Source organism: Marinobacter sp. S0848L (assembly GCF_023016065.1).
In the GTDB taxonomy this organism is placed as follows: domain Bacteria; phylum Pseudomonadota; class Gammaproteobacteria; order Pseudomonadales; family Oleiphilaceae; genus Marinobacter.
The window spans coordinates 235,425-257,243 of the sequence record NZ_JALKAQ010000004.1; the positions used below are offsets into that span (position 1 = coordinate 235,425).

A 21,819-nucleotide genomic window follows, 5' to 3' on the forward strand; every position below is an offset into this window, starting at 1 on the left:
CGGTGGGTTACTTTACCTTTCCCGTTTCAAGTCCGCACCCCAAACGACTATTATACCGCTGCACAAGATTTAATATTCAACGGATGTGCCGGTATAGGACTGTCACCATGCCCCAGTTGGCTGAAAAATTTCTGCCCAGCAAACTCTCGAGGATAGGCTTTGTCGTTCTGGCGCTGACCGCGATGGGCTTTGCCGCTTTGCGAGAACCACTAGCGGCAGCCGCGGCGGCGTCCACCGCGGGTTTGTTTCTGACCGGCATGCACGGCAACCGCCGCAGACAATCTATGCCGTGGCCACAGCTGCGCATCCTGTTTTTTGTTACCCTGAACTTAGCCCTGTTTACCGCACTATGGCGCGGCCCCTGGGCGTTGAGCCACTGGTTGTACGCCCTGCCCCTGATCACTTTCGGTTTTGTTCCGGCCTATCTGGCAACCATTATCACCATCGTTGGCGCTATCTTAATAATGTCCAGCACCCAATGGCTTATCACACTACCCGACCGGCACCAGATGATCAGCGCCTTTGTGCTCTCGACACTGCTCGGGGCCATCCTGATCTTTTTGCAAAAATACAAAGACCGTCAACTCAAGCCATTACGGCGCACCGACCAGCTGACTCAAGCGGCTAGCCGAGAGTACTTGTCGGCGGATCTACACAAAGAAATACAGCGCAGCGAACGGGAAGGTACGCACCTTTCGGCCATGGCGATCGGGCTGGACACTCACCTGAGCGACACCGCGCCAGATGCCGACATCAGTGCGATTCTGCCCCGTATCGGGCGTTATCTGCACTCTCAGCTTCGGGATTTCGACACCTATTACCGCATGGCTGATTTACAGTTTCTGGCAATACTGCCGGGCACCAATACGGCGGAAGCGGCAGATACCGCAGACCGCATCCGCAATGGCCTCTGCACGTTGATGGCCTCTCACGGCCTGAAGCTGACCGTCAGCGCTGGCGTTGCCGGCCTCAACATTGGCGACGATGCCGACAGCTTGCAAATCAGTGCGTCCAATGCCCTGCGGCGCGCCCAACAGCAAGGTGGCAACCGCACGCAGACCTACAGCAATCCGGTGCCCAGTGACCTTGCAGAAACCAAGGGAGCCGCCCAATGACCGAAACCCGGCTACGAACCTGGTCACACAGCACGGCTTACACGTTGTCGGCCATTTTTATCAGTGCGCTGGCATTTCAGAATCTGCGCTATGGCTTTTACCAGCTGTTTTATCTCGCATTGATGATGGCGACACTGCTGTTCGCAGGCCTGGTCTATACCTTGGTGTCCCGCCGCCAGCAGCTGTCGGCCCCGGGGCACCTGGTCATTCTCAGTCTTCTGAACATTGGACTATTCGTTTCTTGCTTAACGCTTGACGCGCCGGGTATCAGCCACTGGGCCATGCCGCTACTGGTGCTTAACCTGACGATCTTGCCGCTGCGACAAGGACTCGCGCTGTCGGCGCTATTAGTCGCAACCGTGTCGATATCCTTGTGGTTCAGGCAACCGCTCGCTGACGCGCTGATTTCCAGCTCGGGGTTGGCTCTCATGCTGGCAGTGGTGGGCTTCTATATCTGGGGTTACGACTACATGGCTCAGTCTGCGCAAAACCTTTCCACGACCGATCCCGTTACCGGCGCTCACAACGCCCGTTTTCTTGATGAAACCCTGCAAAAAGAAATCAGCCGCGCCATTGCCACCGGACACCCGCTGTCTGTTGTCAGCATCGGCCTGAACCACGCAGAAGAAGTTCGGGATTTGCACAGCAAAACCGGGCTGCAGACTTTACTCAAGAATATGACCGAGCATCTGTTCGAAACCATTCGAACCGGCGATACCCTCTACACCGTCAACGAATCCGAGTTCTTCCTGATCCTGCCGTTCACACCAGAGGAAGGCGTGCGGGTGATCGCCGAACGCATTCGCCGCAACCTCGTTGAGCACGACTGGCCGGAAGTTGGCAAAGTATCCGTTAGCCTGGGCTGCACCACCCGCGGGAATGGCGACACCAGCACTTATTCATTGCGCTCCCGCGCGACAAGTGCCATGGAAGAAGCCCGTACAAGAGGTGCCAACTCGGCCTGGTTTAGCCCCGGAGAACCTGTTAAAGCATGACTGAAACCTGGCTTAACGAGGCAACCGCATGGGTTGCCGCCAACCCGGGGTGGCTGGCGCTGGCTCTGGCGGCAACGGCCTTTATTGAATCTCTCGCTGTCGCGGGCATTATTGTACCCGGCGTGGCCATGCTGTTTGCGTTTGCAGCTTTAGCCGGCAAATCTGGCATGCCCCTGGCGGAAGCCTTGGTGTGGGCGGGTGTAGGCGCTGTGGCGGGCGATGTGCTGAGCTTTGCCATCGGCCGTTTGCTTAAGGGGCGTTTGCATTCGGTTTGGCCTTTGAGCCGCTACCCGAAACTGTTAGCCCGCGGGGAAACGTTTTTCCACGCTCACGGCGGGAAAAGCGTCATTATCGGGCGTTTTGTCGGCCCGATACGCCCGATCATTCCCTTGATTGCCGGCGCCTTCTACATGCCCTGGCAACGGTTCATTGTATTTAATCTGCTGTCCGCGGTTGGATGGGCATTGACTTACATCCTGCCCGGCTATCTTGTTGGTGCAGCACTCGCGACCGGTATCAAACCACCGCCCCATTTTTATTTGGTTCTTGGCATCAGTGGCGCGGCATTGCTGGTCGTCTATCTCGTTGCCCTTCGGATGCGACTAGGCCTTGGTGAAGGCAGCCGCCTTTATCACTGGCTGGAAGCACGAATGGCCGCCTACGACGCCACCCACCGGTTCTGGCGTTTATACACGAGCGCCCGCCCTGCTCGTCGCGGCGAATTTCCGCTGCCGTCTCTGATGATGGCCACCACGGCCTTGGCACTCTTCCTGGTTCTCGCCCAGCTGGTCACACTGAGCGGCCACTTGTTCTTGCTGAATCAGCTGGTCAGTGAATGGTTTCAATTGCTCCGGCAGCCGCTACTAGACCTGCCAATGATCGCTTTTACGCTGGCCGGCGATCCGCCCGTTTTAGTCGCAGCGGCCGTTTTGGCCACAGCATGCCTTGTTTTCCGAGGTTACTACGCGGCCGCCATCCACATTGTCGTCGCAGCGCTGCTAACCATTGTCAGTGTCTGGCTGCTCAAGGCCGGCATTGGCATAAGCCGCCCGGACCACGTGCTCAGCCCCCCTGAGTCTGGCGCTTTTCCAAGCGGCCACACGGCCGGCGCGACGGTTCTGGTGACGCTGGCGGCCAGCTTTATCGCCGGCGAAAACGCCCAGAAGCAGCGCTGGCAAAGCTATGTCCTGCTATCGTTACCAATGATTCCAATAGCCGTCAGCCGGCTCTACCTCGGAGTACACTGGTTCACGGATGTTGTGGGGGGATTTTTTCTGGGCCTGGCGATTACCGGAATTATCAGAGCAAGCTATAGCCGCTATGACCGGGTTCCGATCAAGGCTGAGGCCGTATCTTGGATTGCTCTCGTCATCTGGCTGGTGTTTAGCGTTTTTTACATCAGCGAGCAGTGGGCTCTCGCCATGCAGAGCTACGCACCGAAGCTTTAACCTTCACCGTCAAGCGCTTCCAGCAATCGTTGCAGCCGGTCGAGACGCTCCAGCGGATCCTGCAGCTCGGCCAAACGTTGTTTTTCAGGAGTGTCCAGCGGCAACAATTCGGTAAGGCGCCACCCGACATGGCGCGCGTCGTCGAAGTCCACTTTCATGTCGAGGTTCTGTATTGCGGGGTGCCTGAACAAAGCCCTGAGTACCGACGGCAACTCATGGTAACGTTCGGGCACATCGCTCTCGGCCTCCGCCATCAAGAACTCCACGTCACCCAGATTCAAACCGTCTGCTTGTCGCCAGGTGCGAACCACCGTCACCTTGCTCTCGCCTTCCACCGTAATGCCTAACAATCCGTTGTCCAGCTGCTGGAAGTCGATGATGCGCACGTAGGTGCCGATGTCGTAAAAGGCCGCCGTTCGTGAAGTTTCGGGGCCGTCCTGCAAGAGCACAATGACGAATCCGCGATCTTCTTTCAGGCATCGGCTCAACATGTCGATGTATCGAGGCTCAAACAGCTGCAACGGAATGCGCCCTTGCGGCAAAACAACGGAATTCAGCGGAAATATAGGCACATTCATATGGGTTTCAATCACTGCAAAGCAGACCCCGATTGCGTGTTAATTTAACGGCCAGACAAAAGCTTCTGAGCTTCATTTACCCGATCGCGCGCTTCACTGAGCACTTGCAGACTGCGGGATGCGTTGAGCTCCAGCTCACCCAGACGACGCCAGGCGGGTGCCTGATCAAAAGCCGGCAGGCCGGAGCTCTTACTGGAACCAATCAGGGCGTGCATTTGCGCGACAATCACAATATCCACAAGCTGCGGCGAAGGTTCGCGGCACTCATAGCTCCAATCTTCGGCATAGCGGGCCGCTTCGATGAAATTTTTAGGGAACGACCAGTTCTCCAGAACCGCACAACTGACATCGGCCCGCAGCTCCGTGATCGCATGCTGCAGGTTCTTTTCGTCTGCAAACAGATTGACATGCTTCTCAGCCTGCACCAGCACCGGCACCACGCCAACATCGTGCAACAGCCCGGCCAGCATCGCCTCTTCCGGGTTCACGCCAGTGGCGTGGTCGGCCAACACCCAACACAAGGCAGCCACCTCGCGCGAATGCTGCCACAAGGCTTCCATCTCTTTCTTCAACACGGGTTGCTGAGACTTGAACACCTCGCGCATGGCAAACACTGTCACCAACTGCCGCGTGGTTCTCATGCCCAAGCGAACCACTGTTTCCTGCACACTTCGAACGTCGCTGAAGCCTCGGTACAACGGACTGTTACAGGCCCGAACCAGTTTCGCCGCCATCGCCGGATCAGCCGACACAGCGCCAGCCACCTCGGTTGCACCGGTTTCTTCGCGCTCAACAAGCCGGCGAACTTTCCAGGCGACGTCCGGCACACTCGGCAGTTGTAACTGATTCGACCGCAGCTCCGCATAGAACTCCATCAACAACTGGTGCTCTTCGCTTTGCCCGACTTCATCGAGTGTTGACGCAATGCCATCCTGCGTCACAGGTGCATCGCGCAATAGCTGATTGAGGGTTTCCTGCTCAACCACCAGAAACTCACACGGTTCCAATGCCTTGACGTCATACATTCTGGGCTGAAGCCGGGCAATCGGGTTAACCGCCTTGTCTGTCCCGGCCTGAATTTCCGAATGCCGGCCATCATGAGACGCCAACTGCACCGAGCCGGAAATCAAAAAGTAATCCAACCCGTCCCGCACGCCACGTTCGAGGATTTTCGCCCCCCGTTTAAAGGCGCGGCGCTCGGCGCGGTTGGCCAATACCACCAACTGCCCGTCTGTCAGCCGGCCAAGGGGGTTGAAGTCTTTCAATCGACGAAGCGTTAGCCGTTCCTGGCTTCCCATAAACAAACTCTCGAAATAATGAATACCGTTGTTACACATTGTAATCACACACGGCCAAAACAGCCATGCGAACGCGCCGAATCTGGTATCCTCTGGTATCGACTGCTTTAACTATAGCCTTAACAAGATCAATCGGGAGAGAAAGCACATCATGCCCCAGTATCGTTCGCACACATCGACAGCCGGCCGGAACATGGCTGGAGCTCGCGCCCTATGGCGTGCAACCGGTATGAAAAATGAGGATTTCGGCAAACCCATCATTGCCGTTGTTAACTCGTTCACCCAGTTTGTACCGGGTCATGTTCACCTGAAAGATCTGGGCCAGCTGGTCTGCCGCGAAATTGAAGAAGCCGGCGGTGTTGCCAAAGAATTCAACACCATCGCGGTTGATGACGGTATCGCCATGGGGCACGACGGCATGCTGTACTCCCTGCCGTCCCGTGAAATCATCGCCGACTCGGTCGAGTACATGGCCAACGCGCATTGCGCCGATGCGCTGGTGTGTATTTCCAACTGCGACAAAATCACTCCGGGCATGCTGATGGCCGCCCTGCGTCTGAACATTCCCGCTATTTTTGTTTCCGGCGGACCGATGGAAGCCGGTAAGACCAAGCTGTCCGAAAACAAGCTTGATCTGGTCGATGCCATGGTGATCGCCGCCGACCCGACCGCCAGCGACGAGAAAGTGGCCGAATACGAGCGCAGTGCCTGCCCGACTTGCGGCTCCTGCTCCGGCATGTTTACCGCCAATTCCATGAACTGTCTGGCCGAAGCCATTGGCTTGGCGCTGCCAGGTAACGGCTCGATGCTGGCCACCCACGCAGACCGCGAACAACTGTTCCTGAAGGCCGGCCGCCAGATTGTTGAAAACACCCGGCGTTACTACGAGCAGGATGACGACAGTGTTCTGCCGCGCAGCATCGCCTCACTGGAAGCGTTCAAGAACGCCATGGTTATGGATATCGCCATGGGTGGTTCAACCAACACCATTCTGCACCTGCTTGCTGCCGCTCAGGAAGGCGAGGTGAACTTCGATCTGGCAGACATCGACCGCTTGTCCCGGGAGGTGCCTCAGCTGTGTAAAGTGGCGCCAAACTCTCCGAAATACCACATGGAAGACGTTCACCGCGCCGGTGGCATCATGGGGATTTTGGGCGAACTGGACCGTGGCGGGTTGATCAACACCAATTTGCCAACCGTTCACAGCAAGACCATGAAAGAAGCCCTGCAAACATGGGACGTCATGCAGTCGCCCACGCCTGAAGTGATCGAATTCTACAAAGCCGGCCCAGCGGGTATCCCGACCCAGACCGCGTTCAGCCAGAGCACTCGCTGGCCAAGCCTCGACGGTGACCGCGAAAACGGCTGCATCCGCTCAGTTGAAAACGCCTACTCATCCGAAGGCGGCCTTGCCGTGCTTTACGGCAACATCGCCCTGGACGGCTGCGTGGTGAAAACGGCCGGTGTTGATGAAAGCATTTTTGTCTTCGAAGGTAAGGCCAAGGTGTTTGAAAGTCAGGACTCCGCCGTCGCCGGCATTCTCAACGATGAAGTCAAGTCTGGCGATGTGGTGATCATTCGCTACGAAGGCCCTCGCGGTGGCCCCGGCATGCAGGAAATGCTCTACCCCACCAGCTATCTGAAATCCAAAGGGCTGGGTAAAGAGTGTGCGTTGTTGACCGATGGCCGGTTCTCGGGCGGTACCTCTGGCTTGTCTATCGGCCACGCCTCTCCCGAAGCGGCGGCCGGCGGTGCCATTGGTCTGATTGAAGACGGTGACACGATTCTGATCGACATCCCGAACCGCTCGATCAACGTTCAGCTGAGCAATGACGAACTAAGCGAACGTCGCCGCAAGCGTGACGCCAAAGGTTGGAAGCCGGAGCAGCCCAGAGAACGCAAGGTTTCGTCCGCACTTAAGGCCTACGCCCTGCTGGCAACCAGTGCCGACAAAGGTGCAGTCAGAGACACATCCAAACTGGACTGACCCGCCCCGCCAACAAAAAAGCCCGGATCATTAAGAGCCGGGCTTTTTTAGATCAGACGGGCAGCTCACCAGAGCGACCAAGTATCGTCGTCTTCCTCTTCTTCAGCTTTCTCAGCTTTCTTGGTAGCCGGTTCAGCAACGGCTTTCGCTGGCTCAGCGGTTTTGGCCGATGCCGGAGCGGCGCTGCTGACACTTGTTGAGGCGGCCTGCCGGACAGGAACCATTCCCAGCACCTTTTTCGTTTCCTCAGTGACCATGCCGTTGGCTTTCAACCCTTGTTCTTCCTGAAAGCGAACCAACTCTGCGCGCGTGTTGTCGTCCATGGTCGGACTAACATTTGTGATGTTATAACCAGCCCCATATAGCGCATGTTTGAGGGCAACCGTGTCGTTAGCCTGAGCGGCCGAAGCCAGCCCCGCCATCGTGATTGCTCCAACCAGCAGCGTCGATTTTCCGAAATGGCGTGCAACTTTTTTCATGGTTCTCACCTACCTTACTCCTGATACCTTGAGGTACCTGTTTCGTTATTATGTTGTAGCGCACAGTCTAGTTACGACTTCAAAAACCGTAACATATTTTACACCTCAGAACCGTGTTCGCTGTTCCGTTGTTGCGTCTCTTCTTCCGCCCCTTCACTGAACTCACGGATAAAAATGCCCCAAAACGCCATGAACAAAGCCGCAACCAAAGGCCCCATAACAAAGCCGTTAATACCAAACATGGCAATGCCGCCCAGCGTTGACAGCAGCACCAGATAATCCGGCAATTTGGTGTCGCGCCCCACCAAAATCGGCCGCAATAGATTATCAGCCAAACCAATCACCACCACACCAAACACCGTGAGCACGACCGCGGAGACAAGATCGCCGACCGCCGCCAGATAAATAGCCGCCGGCACCCAGACAATCGCAGCGCCAACCGCAGGCAACAACGACACGACCGCCATCACCACGCCCCACAGCAAGGCACCGGTAATGCCGAGCGCCGCAAAAATAATTCCACCCAGCGCGCCCTGAACGATGGCGATCAACAGGTTGCCCTTAACCGTTGCCCGGGTCACCTCGGCAAACTTCGCAAACAGCAAACGCTCTCGCTCATCGCCCAGCGGCAATGCCTTGATCATCAATTCAACCAGCTTGCTGCCGTCCCGAAGCAGAAAGAACGCCAGATAAATCATCAACGCAAGCCCGAGGAAGAACTGGAACGTGTTCTGCCCCAACCCTAATGCCTGTTTGGCCAGAAACTGGCTGCCTCCCAAAAAGGCATTCACCGCCCGGTCCCTAAGCTCAGCAACGTTGATATCGAATTGCGCCAGAAGCGACTGGATAGCCGGGAATGATTTATTGACCTGATCAATGTATTCGCCCGGGCGAATCTCGCCGTCCTGTATTTTCTGATAGATGCCGACGCCTTCTCCGATCATCGCTGTGCCGAGGATCAAAACCGGGATAACGACGATCACCAAACAGACAAAGAGCGTGATCAACGCATTGGTATTGGGCCGGTCACCCAATCGCCTATGAAGGATCTGCTGCACAGGGTGAAAGATCAATGCAATTGCAACAGCCCAAAAAATAGGGCCAAAGAACGGCTTCATCAGCAGAACGAATGCTAACGAAACGCCCACCAGCATCGCCAGAAAAGTTCGTGTTTCAAGCTTGGCGTACATATCAGTTCAGACCTACAAACAGGAGTACAAAGGGAAGCTAAGACTACCACGACAGCGTGGCCACTGTAGCCAACTTCGCGTTATAGTTGATGGTTATTGACCAACCATTGAATTCGTTATGCCACTGCCTTCTGAAAACTTCAGCATTGAGACGGCACTCGACGCAGCCATCGAATTGCGACGAGTGCTCGCTGCCCGCATGCATCGCCGTAAAGTGATGGGCCAGGAGGTGCTCGTGCCCGGGCAGTTGGGAGAAGCTCTGCAGCTTCCAAAAATCATCAGCCGACTAACCAGCAAACAGCAGCGCTATCGCGAGATCGGATTGAACGATTTCCAGGAGCTCTGGCCAACCCTCTCGGCCCGCACTCGGGAAAAAGTATTGGATGCTATCGGCTGGTATGACCCAAAAGAACTTGATTGGGACGACAAACGATCCAACCGGCGCCCCATGATCGACCCGAACGATGACCCGGATTGACAACCCCGAGCACCAAAACGGCGCAACAAGACAACCCCGGATTCAAACTCACAACGCTCTGTTACGCAACTCAAACAAACAAACGTTTCATCTGTTCTATTCTGGATGCCTAAGATTGTCATCCGACAGTCGCGCACCCAATCAGTTAGGATAGTCGATGGCATGCGTATCCTGAGAACCGACGAAGCACGCTTCGAAGGCCTACCGGATTACCCGTTTCTTCCGAATTATCAAGAGGTCGAACCCGGCCTGCGAATGCATTTCGTGGACGAGGGGCCGGTAAACGGAACACCCGTGATCATGTTGCACGGCGAGCCCACGTGGTCGTATCTATATCGGCATATGATTCCGGTTGTCGCCGCGGCGGGGCACCGGGTTCTGGCTCCCGACCTGATCGGTTTTGGAAAATCCGACAAGCCGGCCGCCTTCAGTGACTATTCCTACGACAATCATCTTCGCTGGCTGTCCAGCTGGCTGGAAACTTTGGACATTCGGGGAGCCACACTGGTTTGCCAAAACTGGGGTTCCTTGCTCGGCTTACGACTGGCGGCGGACCATCCGGACCGATTCAACCGCATTATTGTTGGAAACGGTATGCTGCCAACCGGCGACACCCGGGTTTCAACAACGTTTAAAGTCTGGAAAGCCTTCGCCAGCCACAGCCCCTGGTTTCCTGTCAGCAAAATGGTGCAACTCGGCACAGAACGAACATTGACGAAGCACGAGCTAGCTGCGTACGAAGCACCCTTCCCAAGGGACGACCACAAAGCCGGTGCCCGAGCTTTCCCGGCGCTGATCCCCACTTCGCATACCGACGAGGTCAGTGCGGCTAATCGCGAAGCCTGGCGCAAGCTCGAGAAGTGGCGTAAACCCTTCATTACCTGCTTCAGCAGCGGCGACCCCATCACCCGGGGTGTTGATCGCCAAATGCAGCGACGTATACCGGGCGCGTATGGGCAGCCGCACATGACGCTCCCGGGAGGGCACTTCCTGCAGGAAGACTCGCCCAACTCATTTGCCAGAGTCATTATCGACGCCCTGAAACACGAAATGGCTGCCTGAACGCAGCCATTCACCCATCAACCAAACACGGTCACCGCTTGCCGGCTCAGTGCGATCAACTCTCCACTGGCCGTCCAGATACCCGCATGGGTGTGCCCGTAGCCCGAACCCGCTTGGTCCACCGTAGCCCGGTACAACAACCAATCACCGGGGGCGATCACAGGTCTTGGATGAATCATTTCCAGATTCCAGCTCAGTGAGCTCGCCGGAGCCGGCACTTTCAAGTGGGGTAGAATAGCCGGGGGCCATGCGTCCGCCAATGCAATGATGTGAGCATCCGTCATCGCTTCCGGCACGTCCCTGAACTGCATCCAGCCACCCATCTCGCGCCCGCCTTTACCGGAAAACGGCATGTTTCCGAACGCCCAGCGCATTTCGATATGCTGGGTAAACTCCGGGGTTACGCCTTTAATGTAAGGCAGCTCCTGACATTCATCCACCGGTTTCGCTGTGGGGCCGACCAACGGAGCCACCTGAACCACCGAATCCCGATCACCACCAAAGCTCGCCAAACACACCAAACGAGGCTCGCCATTTTGAACCATGCGCCCGGTTACTTGTGACGCGGCCTTTCCTTCACGAAGCACTTCTACCTCAAACACCGCAGGAACATCCGCTTCTACCGGCCCGACAAAAGAGACCTGCATCGCACGAACGGATCGCCCGGGCGCCACGTTGGAGGCCACTACCTCATAGGTCAGTGCCGCAACCACGCCGCCAAAACTCGCTCGCCCTTGCCCCCAACTCGCGGGTATCACCACCTCCTGGCCTTGGCGTACGCCCTCTAAAAGCTCATCAAACTTCATACCCTTTCTCCCACCATTAGCCTGAAAACAATAGAGATTGCCCAAGTTCCCGACAGCTGGCAAGACAGCCGCCCCGGCAACTACCTACCTGACCTACGGCATAAAATATGTCAATAGCGCCACAAAACGACTATAATCCTTGAAAATCATGCATTGCGTTTGCAATGTCATATCCTCCGAATACCGAGTACATTCATGTCAGAATTGTCTTTTGCCGAACTGGGGCTGGATCCAGCTGTCCTGGAAGCCGTATCCTCCGTTGGCTACGAAACACCATCGCCCATCCAGGCACAATCCATTCCCGCCCTTATGGCCGGCAACCATTTGTTGGGTGTTGCCCAGACCGGCACCGGAAAAACCGCAGCATTCGCCCTGCCCTTGCTGAGCCGTATCGACCCGAGCATTGCCCAACCCCAGATTCTTGTGCTGGCACCTACCCGGGAACTGGCCATCCAAGTTGCCGAGGCGTTCACCACCTACGCCAGCAAGTTCCGTCAGTTCCACGTACTGCCCATTTACGGCGGCCAGGACTTTGCGCCACAAATTCGCGGCCTGAAGCGCGGCGCCCAGGTTATCGTGGGTACGCCCGGCCGTATGCTGGATCACCTGCGCAAAGGCACTCTGAGACTGGAAAACCTGCGAGCTCTGGTTCTCGATGAAGCCGACGAAATGCTGCGTATGGGCTTTATCGACGACGTTGAGGCGATCCTGTCCAAAACACCGCCGAACTGTCAGCGCGCTTTGTTCTCGGCCACCATGCCGCCGCAGATCAAGAAAGTTGCCCAGACCTACCTGAAGAACGCCACGGAAGTTCGCATTGAAAGTGAAACCCGCACCGTTGAGCGTATTGCCCAGTTTGTACTGCCGGTTTACGCCGAGCGTAAGCTCGACGCCCTGACCCGCATCCTGGAAGTAGAACCGTTCGACGCGTCGATCATCTTTGTCCGCACCAAAGCGGAAACCACACTGCTCGCAGAAAAACTGTCCGCCCGCGGCCACGCCGTTGCGCCTTTGAGCGGCGATTTGAACCAGCGTCAGCGTGAGCAAACCGTTGAAGATCTAAAACGCGGCAAGAAAGACATCATCATTGCCACCGACGTAGCGGCCCGTGGTCTGGACGTCCCCAGAATCACCCACGTGATCAACTACGACGTGCCCTACGACACCGAAGCCTATATTCACCGCGTTGGGCGTACGGGTCGTGCTGGCCGTACCGGTAAAGCCATCTTGCTGGTCACCCCGCGCGAGCGTAGCTGGTTGCGCACCCTTGAGCGCGCCACCAACTCGCCCATGGAACCGTACCAGCTGCCGTCACCGGCTGCGCTGCAGCAGATGCGTGTTGAGCAATTCGAAGCCCAACTGCTGGGCTTCACCGACGATCCACGCGCTGCCAAAGCCATTGCTCTGCTGGACGAAATCGCCGAACGCAACGACATGGACATCACTGCTGTCGCCGGCGCACTGGCATGCTGGATGGAAGCGTCTCAGCCAGACTCACTGCCGCTCGAGCAGCCTGAAGCTCTGCCTGAAGTGTCATCTGCACCTCCGCGTCGCAGAGGCGGCCCTTCCGGCAAAGGCAACTTCCGCAAAGGCGGTCACGGTAAAGGCAACTTCCGCAAAGACGGTAAGCCCGGCGGCTACCGCAAAGACGGCGGTCGCGGTCGTCCTGGCGGCGGCAAGCCCGGCGGAAAATCCGGCCCCAAGCGCGCTCCGCGCTCATAAGCCGATTGGCGTAACCGGTCAGCTCGACCGGTTACGCTGATAGACTACAAAGCTGTAGTCGTACGGATTATTGTCAGACGCGGAGAAGTCTTCGCGTCCGATCTCTTCCCACTCATCCCAGTTCACTTCCGGAAAGTAAGCATCCCCGTCCACTTCGGCGTGCACTTGGGTAATATAAATCCGATCGACCATTGGCAGGGCTTCTGCGTAGATCTGCCCACCGCCAATAATCATCACCTCTTCACCACCATCCAGCTCAGCCTGAGCTTCAGCTTTCACCAGTGCTGCATCCAATGATGTGGCTGACACCGTGCCTGCCGGCGCTTCCCACTCCGGGTTTCGGGAAATAACCACGTTCATCCGTCCCGGCAACGGCCGACCAATGGAATCCCAGGTTTTCCGCCCCATGATAATGGGCTTACCCATGGTAGCTTCTTTGAAATAACGCAAATCCCCCGGCAAGTACCAAGGCAGCGCGTTGTTCCGGCCGATAACCCGGTTTCGGGCCATGGCTACGATTAGAGCTTTTCTCATTTTGGTTAGTTCCTAAAGTGTTCGGAGTTAGCAAAGAGTGGACGGGGTTTTCAAAACACGCTCGAGCACATCCATGTGGCGCTTGAGCTCCGCCATCCATGGCTCCGCACAGTTTTGAAAACCCCGTCCACTCTTTGCAGCGATACTCTGGGAGCTGCTTTCTCACAGACCAAATGCCTGAGGGCCAAGACCCCCTGCGCTTACTGAGATGCTTAAGCAGATAGGCGGGGCAAGCTCTCCAAAAATGTGCGTAGCCATGGATGGCGAAGCAGAAGCGTCACATGGACGTGCCGAAGGAGCGGTTTTTGGAGAGCTTGCCCCGCCTATCTGCCACCACCCAAGTACGAAAGCAAAGGTCAAATAGCAATAGGAGCCTTAATCCCCGGATACGGGTCATACCCCTCAAACTCGAAATCTTCCAACTCGTAATCAAAAATCGAATCAGGCTTACGCTTAATCACCAGCTTCGGCAAAGCTCGAGGCTCACGCTTCAACTGCTCAAACACAATCTCATCCGTCAGGTGATTCTGATACAAATGACAATCGCCAAACGTATGCACAAACTCACCCACATCCAGATCACACTGCTGAGCAATCATATGCGTCAGCAACGCATAAGACGCAATATTGAACGGCACACCCAAGAACAAATCCGCGCTGCGCTGATAAAGCTGACAAGAAAGCCTGCCATCCACCACATAAAACTGGAACAAACAGTGACACGGCGCCAGCGCCATGCGCCCTTCCCGCACATTATCCTGCGGACCAATAGACTCATCCGGCAACTCAGCCGGGTTCCAGGCCGAAACAATCAAGCGGCGAGAGTTTGGCTTATTACGGATCTGATCAATCACCTCGCTGATCTGATCAATCACACCACCATCGTGGCACTGCCAGCTACGCCACTGCTTGCCATAGATAGGCCCAAGATCGCCATTCTCCAACGCCCACTCGTTCCAGATAGACACCTTGCGCTCTTTCAGCCAATTGTTGTCGGTGGAGCCTTTGAGGAACCACAACAACTCATAAATAATGCTGCGCAAGTGCACTTTCTTCGTAGTGACGAGCGGAAAGCCTTCCTGCAGATTGAAACGAATCTGCCGGCCAAACACCGAACGGGTTCCCACGCCCGTGCGATCGCCTTTATCGAACCCGTTATCCACTACGTCCTGCATCAGGTCGAGGTAAGCTTTCATGATTTGTCTCTCCGGTAAGCAATGGCAATCAAAGCAGCGCCAGCAATAATCATGGGCATCGACAACACCTGACCCATGGTGACCCAATCAAAGGCCAGATACCCCAAGTGCGCGTCTGGCAAACGAACAAATTCGACCACAAAGCGGAACACGCCATAGCACAGCAAGAAGAGGCCAGAGACTGCCATTTTCGGCCGTTCTTTCGCCGAGAACCACCAGAGGATGACAAACAGCGCCACACCTTCCAGCGCAACCTGATACAACTGTGAGGGGTGACGGGCCAATGCGTCTTGAGCCTGCGGGAACACCATGCCCCACGGCAAATCCGTCGGCTTGCCCCAAAGCTCACCGTTAATGAAATTACCGACACGGCCTGCACCTAAGCCTACGGGCACCAACGGCGCTACGAAATCGGCGATTCGCCAGAACCCGGCACCGGTTTTGCGGCCGTACCACACCATAGCGACTATGACACCGAGCAAGCCACCGTGGAACGCCATTCCGCCTTCCCAGACGCGCAACAGCCACAGCGGGTCCGCAATGAATGCATCGAAGTTGTAGAACACAACGTACCCGAAACGGCCACCGAGGATAACGCCCAGAGCCATGTAAAAGACCAGATCACCGACCTGCTCTTCCTTCAACGGTGACCAAGGCTTGCGGCTACGGATATTCCCCAGCCACCAGGCGGCCGCAAAGCCAACCAGATAGGTCAGCCCATACCAATGAATTTTAAGGGGGCCGATCGCGATTGCGACCGGGTCAATCTGTGGGTATTGCAACATGGACAGACTCTTAACTCAGCAGGAATCGTAGGCCGACAATAATCAGCACAATGGCAAAAATTCGTTTCAGAAGACGGCCATCAAGGCGGTGTGCCAATTTGGCCCCCAATCGGGCGAAGACGACGCTGGTGGCGACAATACCAATGAGCGCCGGCAAGTAAATAAAACCGAAACTCATGGCCGGCAATTCTGGGTGCTGCCAACCTGTCCAGATGTTCCCGAACGCTCCCGCCAGAGCTATCGGAAAACCGCAAGCGGCGGACGTAGCAACGGCCTGCTGCATACGTACATTCGACCAAGTCAGATATGGCACGGAAATCGTACCACCACCAATACCAAAAATCGCAGAAGCCCAGCCAATGAAGCCACCAGCCACGCCCAACCCAGCCGTGCCCGGCACGTCCCGACCCGGCTTGGGATTCACCTCCAGAATCATCTTCAGTGCGACCAAAATAGCGAACACACCAATGATCGTTTCAAGGAACGGCCCGCTTAACATAGCAGCCGTCCAAGCGCCCAACAGAGCACCCCCAATGATTCCGACCGTCATAGGACGAAAAAGATCCCAACGCACCGCTCCGTGTTGATGATGGGTGCGAATAGAACTGATCGAGGTAAACAAAATGGTCGCCAGCGAGGTGCCAATCGCCAAATGCGCGGCAATCTCCGGGCTGAATTCCATAAAGTTGAAACTGAAGATCAGCACGGGCACGATCACCAGACCGCCACCAATACCAAACAGGCCAGCCATAGTGCCAGCAAGAGCACCCAGCAACAGGTACAGAACAAGTACGCCAATCAGGGTCATAATCGTTAAGGGTCCGGGGAAGTATTCAGGCTGGTATGATACGCATTGTTGCCAATCCCTGCAGCCCCGAAGAGTAAGGATGATTACCTGCTATGTGCACCATCGTTTTCGCCATTGGTCAAAGCCGCCAATATCCCTTGGTTGTTGCCGCCAATCGTGACGAATTTTACCGCCGCCCCACTGCAGCAATGGACTGGTGGACCTCTGACAACGGGCAGAAGGTTCTGGCAGGCCAGGATTTGGAATCCGGTGGCACCTGGCTGGCGGTGGCACCTGACGGCCGGGTAACCGCCGTCACCAATGTCCGCGAGGGCAGCCCGGAAGCAGGCCGTTGCAGCCGAGGTGAATTGCCCCTGAAAGCACTCAGCCTGCCCTATCCGGAATTGAAAGACACGCTAGCCTCGGATCCCGGGCGCTATTCAGGCTTTAATCTGGTTTCACTATCCCCCGACAGCGGCTGGTATTACAGCAATCGGGATGCCCATCCGGGAAGACAAGTATTCAGAGGCATCTACGGCCTCAGCAACCATCTACTCCAAACGCCCTGGCCCAAGCTTTTGCGTCTGCGCACGGCCGTCGGCCAATCCATAGACACAGCTCGCGCTGATACTAACGCACTGCACAGCCAACTGATTTCCGTGCTACAAGATACCACGCCGGCCCCCGACAACCAGCTACCAGACACTGGCGTAGGGTTGGATACCGAACGCTTCCTTTCGTCGCCGTTTATCAGTGGCGAGCACTACGGCACCCGAGCAACCACCATCGTAACGCTGTCGGCTCTGGGCGAAATACAGGTAACAGAGCAGTCGTGGGGCCCCTTCGCGCAGGAGCTCGAAAAGCGAGAGTTTCGCTGGCAGCGATAGCTCAGGGACTCTGTTATAATCCGCGCATTTCCTGACACATTGGAGCGGAGGACGCCCATGGCCGGTGACAAAGACAAAACATCGATAGCCGACTTTGAAAAATCTTTGGACGAGCTGGAAAAGCTGGTTCGGGATCTTGAACAGGGCGAATTGCCTTTGGAACAGTCCTTGGCGGCGTTCGAGCGTGGCATAAAGCTCACTCGCGAGTGCCAAAGCGCTCTGAAATCGGCCGAACAACGGGTTGAGCAACTGATTCAGAACAGTGACGGCTCCCTGGAAACACGCCCTTTCGCCGCGGATGATAACCACTGATGACTGATCGCACCGCTCTGGCGATTGACTACATTGAGCAATGTCGCCAACGCATCGATGCTGAACTTGATCGCAGTATCCGGCAAGATTCCGCGTCTGAACGCCTGCAAGAGACCATGCGCTACAGCGTGCTGGGTGGCGGCAAACGCATTCGCCCGGCACTTTGTCTGGCCGCGGCGCGAGCAGTTGGCAGCGATGAGGAAACCGCCTTGGTTCCCGCCTGTGCACTCGAGCTAATCCATGCCTACTCACTGGTGCACGACGATCTGCCGGCCATGGACGACGATGACCTGCGCCGGGGGCGTCCGACAGCCCACATCGCTTTCGACGAAGCCAGCGCCATTCTGGCGGGTGACGCCCTGCAGGCATTGGCCTTCAGCTTGTTGGCCAGTGCGCCCGAATTAACCGACACGCAGCGGATTGCGATGATCACCAAACTGGCTCAGGCCAGCGGCCATGCTGGCATGGTTGGCGGCCAGGCCATCGACCTGGAGTCCGTCGGCATTAAGCTGAATCTCGATCAGCTTGAAACAATGCACCGCCACAAAACCGGCGCGCTGATTGAGGCCAGTGTTGATCTGGGCGCCTCAACCTCTGCAACGGTGAGCCAAGAGCAAAGGGAGGCTCTGGCCAACTATGCCCGGACTCTGGGATTGGCCTTTCAGGTGCAAGACGATCTGCTGGACATCGAAGGCGACACAGCCATCATCGGCAAACGCCAGGGCTCCGATGCTGCCAAAGCAAAACCGACCTACCCGGCACTGCTGGGCCTTGACGGTGCCCGCGAGCATCTTGCCGCCTTGCTAAGTCAAGCCCATCGGGCGCTGGATAGCTTCGGAGCAGAAGCAGAGCCGCTGAGAGCTATGGCTGACTACGTGGTCACAAGAAACCACTGATACTCGTATGAACACACGGCAATGCGCCGTTTTGTAACATCTGGCCCGGGAAGCATGAAACAGCCACCGCTGTTCCCTATAATGGCCCGCCAGAGAACTCATATTTTCGAGAAAGATCCGAGCTGATGCAGGACACTTATATCTTCAGGGAAATCCCCTCACAGCGGCCAAACACACCGCTGCTGGACCGTATCGACGCTCCGGCTCAATTACGTGAACTGCCACCGGAGAACCTGCCCCAACTGGCCCGGGAACTGCGGTCGTTCCTGCTTTGGACGGTAGGCCAAACCGGCGGGCACTTTGGTGCCGGCCTCGGTGTTCTTGAACTCAGCGTTGCCCTGCATTACGTATTTAACACCCCGGAAGACCGGCTGGTCTGGGATGTGGGCCACCAGGCTTACCCCCATAAGATTCTGACCGGTCGCAGGGAACAAATGGGCACCATTCGGCGCAAAGGCGGCCTTGCTGGCTTTCCCAAGCGCGCCGAAAGCGAATACGACACCTTTGGCGTTGGCCACTCAAGCACCTCGATCAGTGCCGCCTTGGGTATGGCCATTGCGGCCCGCATGCAGAATACCGGCCGCAAGAGCATCGCCGTAATTGGTGACGGTGCGATGACAGCGGGCATGGCCTTTGAAGCCCTGAACCATGCGGGCCATTTGCGCGCCGATATGCTGGTGATTCTGAACGACAACGACATGTCGATTTCACGGAATGTGGGCGGCCTTTCCAATTATTTCGCCAAATTGCTGGCAAGTCGCACCTATAATCAGGTTCGCGACAGCAGCAAAAAAGTGCTCGCAAGCACACCTAACCTGATGGCGCTGGCGAAAAAGACCGAAGAGCACTTCAAGGGCATGATCGCCCCCGGCACCCTGTTCGAAGAACTGGGCTTCAACTACATCGGCCCCATTGATGGTCATGACCTGCCACTGCTGGTCGAAACTCTGGAAAACATCCGGGACCTTGAGGGCCCTCAGTTTTTGCACATTGTGACCACCAAAGGAAAAGGCTTCGCCCCTGCCGAGGCCGACCCGATTGGCTACCACGCCATCAACAAGATTGAACCGGTACCGGCCGACAAACCGGAGCCCGTGGCCCCCAAACCGGCCAGCCCCAAATACGCAAACGTCTTTGGCCAATGGCTGTGCGATGCAGCTGAGCAAGACGACCGCGTTGTCGGCATCACCCCGGCCATGTGCGAAGGTTCGGATTTGCTGGCCTTCTCCGAGCGCTTCCCCGATCGCTATTTCGACGTAGCCATTGCCGAACAGCATGCGGTCACACTGGCCGCCGGGCTGGCCTGTGATGGTGCCAAACCGGTGGTTGCGATTTATTCAACTTTCTTGCAGCGCGGCTACGATCAGCTGGTCCACGACGTGGCCATTCAGGATCTGGATGTTCTGTTCGCCATCGACCGCGCAGGGTTGGTTGGTGAAGACGGCCCGACCCACGCAGGTGCCTTCGACATCAGCTATCTGCGCTGTATCCCGGGCATGATCATCATGACACCGTCTGACGAAAACGAAACCCGCCAATTACTGCATACCGGGTTAGTGTACGAAGGCCCCGCCGCTGTGCGTTACCCGCGGGGCACCGGCCCCGGTGCGGAAATCATGCAGGAGCTGACGCCGCTACCCATCGGTAAAGGTCGTCGTGTTCGCGAAGGCGCCCGCGTAGCCATCCTGAACTTTGGCCCCTTGCTCGAACCTGCATTACAGGCAGCGGAAGAACTGAATGCGACGGTTGCCGACATGCGTTTCGTCAAACCTCTGGATGAAGCTCTGGTACTGGAACTTGCCGAGCAGCATGATTTGCTGGTTACACTGGAAGAGAATGCGATTGCAGGCGGTGCTGGCAGCGCCGTCGCCGAGTTCTTGTGTGCGAATGAAGTGACCCTGCCGGTGATGCAATTAGGCCTGCCTGACCGCTTCGTTGACCATGGCAAACCATCAGAACTGTTGGCCGAGTGCGGGCTTAATGCAGAAGGAATTAAAGACTCGATCGCCGGGCGGCTGGAGCGCTTGCTTGGGCAGCCGTTCAGCGCGGCCAAATAAGAAAAAAGCGCTGGTGATCGCCAGCGCTTTTTTTAGAAGAGGAATCAGGCCGGGTCGTCGTCCTGATGGGTTTCGAGCCAATGGCCGAGCTTGCTTTGCTTGGTGTTGAGATAGTGCTCGTTGTGGGGGTTTCGGCCCACATGCAGGGGCACCCGCTCAACAATGTTCACACCATACGACTCAAGCGCCTTTACCTTTCTCGGATTATTGGTCATCAGCTTTAAGCGACCAATGCCCAAGTGCTTCAACATGTCCTGGCACATGCTGTAATCCCGCAAATCCGCACCAAAACCCAACTGCTCATTGGCTTCGACTGTATCAGCGCCCTGGTCCTGCAAGCGATACGCCCGTATTTTATTGAGCAGGCCAATGCCACGACCTTCCTGCCGCAAATACATCAACAAGCCACGCCCTTCCCGGGCAATGCTGCGCAGGGCTTCTTCAAGCTGATAACCGCAGTCGCAACGCATGCTATAAAGTGCGTCGCCGGTCAGACACTCGGAATGCGTTCTCGCCAACACGGGTTCATCGGTGCTGATATCACCCAAGGTCAGGGCCACGTGCTCCTTCCCGGTGCCGATCTCTTCAAAGCCGTGCATATCGAAGACACCAAAGGGGGTAGGCAAACGGCAGGTCTCAATGTAACGAACAGCCACTGTAATTCCTCGTGGTTCTGACAAATGGGGCGGGCATTCTATCACGTGGCCACTAGCTGGGCGTAGTCTCAGCCAACCAATGACCGGAACGGCCGCCTTTTTTTTCCAGCAGCCGAACGTTATCGACCACCATCCCTTTATCCACAGCCTTACACATATCGTAGAGCGTCAGCGCAGCTACCGAGGCGGCGGTCAGTGCTTCCATCTCGACACCGGTCTGGCCAGACAGCTTACAGCGGGTTTCAATATGAACCGACGCCCCATCAGCACCCGGCGACAACAGCACCTTGGTGGAGGTCAGATTCAACGCGTGGCAAAGCGGAATCAAGTCGTGAGTTTTCTTGGCGGCCATGATGCCCGCAATCCGGGCGGTAGCCAAGACATCACCCTTCGGGTGCTCGCCATCGATAATCATCCTGAGCGTTTCCGGCAACATACGCACCGTTGCCTCAGCCCGCGCTTCCCGTTCGGTGACGGCTTTTTCCGTCACATCGACCATCCGCGCTTCGCCTTTTTCATCAAGATGGGTCAGTTTGCTCACGCTTGGCTCC

22 protein-coding genes are annotated in these 21,819 nt (G+C 56.6%); 11 read left to right on the top strand and 11 right to left on the bottom strand.

Annotation, left to right across the window (positions count from 1 at the left end; all coding sequences use genetic code 11):
• Positions 1 to 107 precede the first annotated feature (107 nt).
• From MWU64_RS07565 to MWU64_RS07575, 3 genes are read left to right on the top strand one after another with little or no spacing between them, the layout of a single operon-like run.
• A complete protein-coding gene (locus MWU64_RS07565; protein WP_247063072.1) occupies positions 108 to 1,115 on the top strand; it encodes a GGDEF domain-containing protein in 1,008 nt (335 codons plus the stop codon).
• Positions 1,112 to 2,110, top strand: a complete 999-nt coding sequence (locus tag MWU64_RS07570; protein WP_247063074.1) for a GGDEF domain-containing protein — start codon at positions 1,112 to 1,114, stop codon at positions 2,108 to 2,110. The genes MWU64_RS07565 and MWU64_RS07570 overlap by 4 nt, the downstream gene beginning before the upstream one ends.
• Complete coding sequence (locus MWU64_RS07575) at positions 2,107 to 3,558, top strand: bifunctional DedA family/phosphatase PAP2 family protein (protein WP_247063076.1); 1,452 nt, start codon at positions 2,107 to 2,109, stop codon at positions 3,556 to 3,558. The genes MWU64_RS07570 and MWU64_RS07575 overlap by 4 nt, the downstream gene beginning before the upstream one ends.
• Here MWU64_RS07575 and MWU64_RS07580 read toward each other — a convergent pair.
• Both MWU64_RS07580 and MWU64_RS07585 read right to left on the bottom strand, forming a co-directional pair.
• Positions 3,555 to 4,136 carry an LON peptidase substrate-binding domain-containing protein gene (locus MWU64_RS07580; protein ID WP_281496301.1) on the bottom strand — a complete coding sequence of 194 codons (582 nt, stop codon included), beginning with the start codon at positions 4,134 to 4,136 and terminating at the stop codon, positions 3,555 to 3,557. The two genes, MWU64_RS07575 and MWU64_RS07580, sit on opposite strands and share 4 nt — an antisense overlap.
• Positions 4,137 to 4,180: 44 nt before the next feature.
• Positions 4,181 to 5,434: an HDOD domain-containing protein gene (locus tag MWU64_RS07585; protein ID WP_247063083.1), complete on the bottom strand. Its 1,254-nt coding sequence runs from the start codon at positions 5,432 to 5,434 to the stop codon at positions 4,181 to 4,183.
• Between the two features lie 151 nt (positions 5,435 to 5,585).
• Here MWU64_RS07585 and ilvD point away from each other — a divergent pair, with 151 nt between their 5' ends.
• Positions 5,586 to 7,421, top strand: a complete 1,836-nt coding sequence (gene ilvD / locus MWU64_RS07590) for a dihydroxy-acid dehydratase (protein WP_247063085.1) — start codon at positions 5,586 to 5,588, stop codon at positions 7,419 to 7,421.
• Positions 7,422 to 7,486: 65 nt separating this feature from the next.
• Here the strand turns inward: ilvD and MWU64_RS07595 are convergent, their stop codons facing one another.
• Both MWU64_RS07595 and MWU64_RS07600 read right to left on the bottom strand, forming a co-directional pair.
• Positions 7,487 to 7,900: a peptidoglycan-binding domain-containing protein gene (locus tag MWU64_RS07595; protein WP_247063087.1), complete on the bottom strand. Its 414-nt coding sequence runs from the start codon at positions 7,898 to 7,900 to the stop codon at positions 7,487 to 7,489.
• A gap of 98 nt (positions 7,901 to 7,998) precedes the next feature.
• Complete coding sequence (locus tag MWU64_RS07600; protein WP_247063089.1) at positions 7,999 to 9,090, bottom strand: AI-2E family transporter; 1,092 nt, start codon at positions 9,088 to 9,090, stop codon at positions 7,999 to 8,001.
• Between the two features lie 118 nt (positions 9,091 to 9,208).
• On the opposite strand from MWU64_RS07600, the gene MWU64_RS07605 reads away from it, so the two are divergent.
• Complete coding sequence (locus tag MWU64_RS07605) at positions 9,209 to 9,568, top strand: hypothetical protein (RefSeq protein WP_247063091.1); 360 nt, start codon at positions 9,209 to 9,211, stop codon at positions 9,566 to 9,568.
• Between the two features lie 162 nt (positions 9,569 to 9,730).
• Positions 9,731 to 10,630 (top strand): haloalkane dehalogenase, encoded by a 900-nt coding sequence (locus MWU64_RS07610; RefSeq protein WP_247063093.1) that lies wholly within the window; start codon positions 9,731 to 9,733, stop codon positions 10,628 to 10,630.
• Positions 10,631 to 10,647: 17 nt separating this feature from the next.
• Here MWU64_RS07610 and MWU64_RS07615 read toward each other — a convergent pair whose 3' ends face one another.
• On the bottom strand, positions 10,648 to 11,436 hold the full coding sequence (locus MWU64_RS07615) for a thioesterase family protein (protein WP_247063095.1): 789 nt from the start codon (positions 11,434 to 11,436) through the stop codon (positions 10,648 to 10,650).
• Between the two features lie 195 nt (positions 11,437 to 11,631).
• On the opposite strand from MWU64_RS07615, the gene MWU64_RS07620 reads away from it, so the two are divergent.
• Entirely contained in the window at positions 11,632 to 13,158 is a 1,527-nt protein-coding gene (locus MWU64_RS07620; RefSeq protein WP_247063102.1) for a DEAD/DEAH box helicase, read from the top strand.
• A gap of 18 nt (positions 13,159 to 13,176) precedes the next feature.
• Here MWU64_RS07620 and MWU64_RS07625 read toward each other — a convergent pair whose 3' ends face one another.
• From MWU64_RS07625 to MWU64_RS07640, 4 genes are all read right to left on the bottom strand, one after another.
• Positions 13,177 to 13,692 carry a dihydrofolate reductase gene (locus MWU64_RS07625; protein WP_247063104.1) on the bottom strand — a complete coding sequence of 172 codons (516 nt, stop codon included), beginning with the start codon at positions 13,690 to 13,692 and terminating at the stop codon, positions 13,177 to 13,179.
• A 356-nt stretch (positions 13,693 to 14,048) separates the two neighbouring features.
• Positions 14,049 to 14,888, bottom strand: coding sequence for a thymidylate synthase (locus tag MWU64_RS07630; RefSeq protein ID WP_247063106.1), 840 nt, complete (start codon positions 14,886 to 14,888; stop codon positions 14,049 to 14,051).
• Complete coding sequence (lgt, locus tag MWU64_RS07635) at positions 14,885 to 15,673, bottom strand: prolipoprotein diacylglyceryl transferase (RefSeq protein WP_247063108.1); 789 nt, start codon at positions 15,671 to 15,673, stop codon at positions 14,885 to 14,887. The genes MWU64_RS07630 and lgt overlap by 4 nt, the downstream gene beginning before the upstream one ends.
• A gap of 10 nt (positions 15,674 to 15,683) precedes the next feature.
• On the bottom strand, positions 15,684 to 16,481 hold the full coding sequence (locus MWU64_RS07640) for a sulfite exporter TauE/SafE family protein (protein WP_247063117.1): 798 nt from the start codon (positions 16,479 to 16,481) through the stop codon (positions 15,684 to 15,686).
• A gap of 92 nt (positions 16,482 to 16,573) precedes the next feature.
• Here MWU64_RS07640 and MWU64_RS07645 point away from each other — a divergent pair, with 92 nt between their 5' ends.
• The 4 genes from MWU64_RS07645 to dxs all read left to right on the top strand — a co-directional run bounded on the left by MWU64_RS07645 (position 16,574) and on the right by dxs (position 20,612).
• Positions 16,574 to 17,347 carry an NRDE family protein gene (locus tag MWU64_RS07645; RefSeq protein ID WP_247063119.1) on the top strand — a complete coding sequence of 258 codons (774 nt, stop codon included), beginning with the start codon at positions 16,574 to 16,576 and terminating at the stop codon, positions 17,345 to 17,347.
• Positions 17,348 to 17,404: 57 nt separating this feature from the next.
• A complete protein-coding gene (locus MWU64_RS07650) occupies positions 17,405 to 17,659 on the top strand; it encodes an exodeoxyribonuclease VII small subunit (protein ID WP_247063121.1) in 255 nt (84 codons plus the stop codon).
• The gene (ispA, locus tag MWU64_RS07655) at positions 17,659 to 18,555 is read left to right on the top strand and encodes a (2E,6E)-farnesyl diphosphate synthase (protein ID WP_247063123.1); all 897 of its coding nucleotides are present in this window, start codon (positions 17,659 to 17,661) and stop codon (positions 18,553 to 18,555) included. Before MWU64_RS07650 ends, ispA begins: the two co-directional genes overlap by 1 nt.
• Positions 18,556 to 18,680: 125 nt before the next feature.
• Positions 18,681 to 20,612, top strand: coding sequence for a 1-deoxy-D-xylulose-5-phosphate synthase (dxs, locus tag MWU64_RS07660; protein WP_247063127.1), 1,932 nt, complete (start codon positions 18,681 to 18,683; stop codon positions 20,610 to 20,612).
• Between the two features lie 44 nt (positions 20,613 to 20,656).
• Here dxs and ribA read toward each other — a convergent pair whose 3' ends face one another.
• Positions 20,657 to 21,268 (bottom strand): GTP cyclohydrolase II, encoded by a 612-nt coding sequence (gene ribA, locus MWU64_RS07665; RefSeq protein ID WP_247063129.1) that lies wholly within the window; start codon positions 21,266 to 21,268, stop codon positions 20,657 to 20,659.
• 52 nt (positions 21,269 to 21,320) lie between these two features.
• Positions 21,321 to 21,809 carry a cyclic pyranopterin monophosphate synthase MoaC gene (moaC, locus tag MWU64_RS07670; protein WP_247063131.1) on the bottom strand — a complete coding sequence of 163 codons (489 nt, stop codon included), beginning with the start codon at positions 21,807 to 21,809 and terminating at the stop codon, positions 21,321 to 21,323.
• Between the last annotated feature and the right edge of the window lie 10 nt (positions 21,810 to 21,819).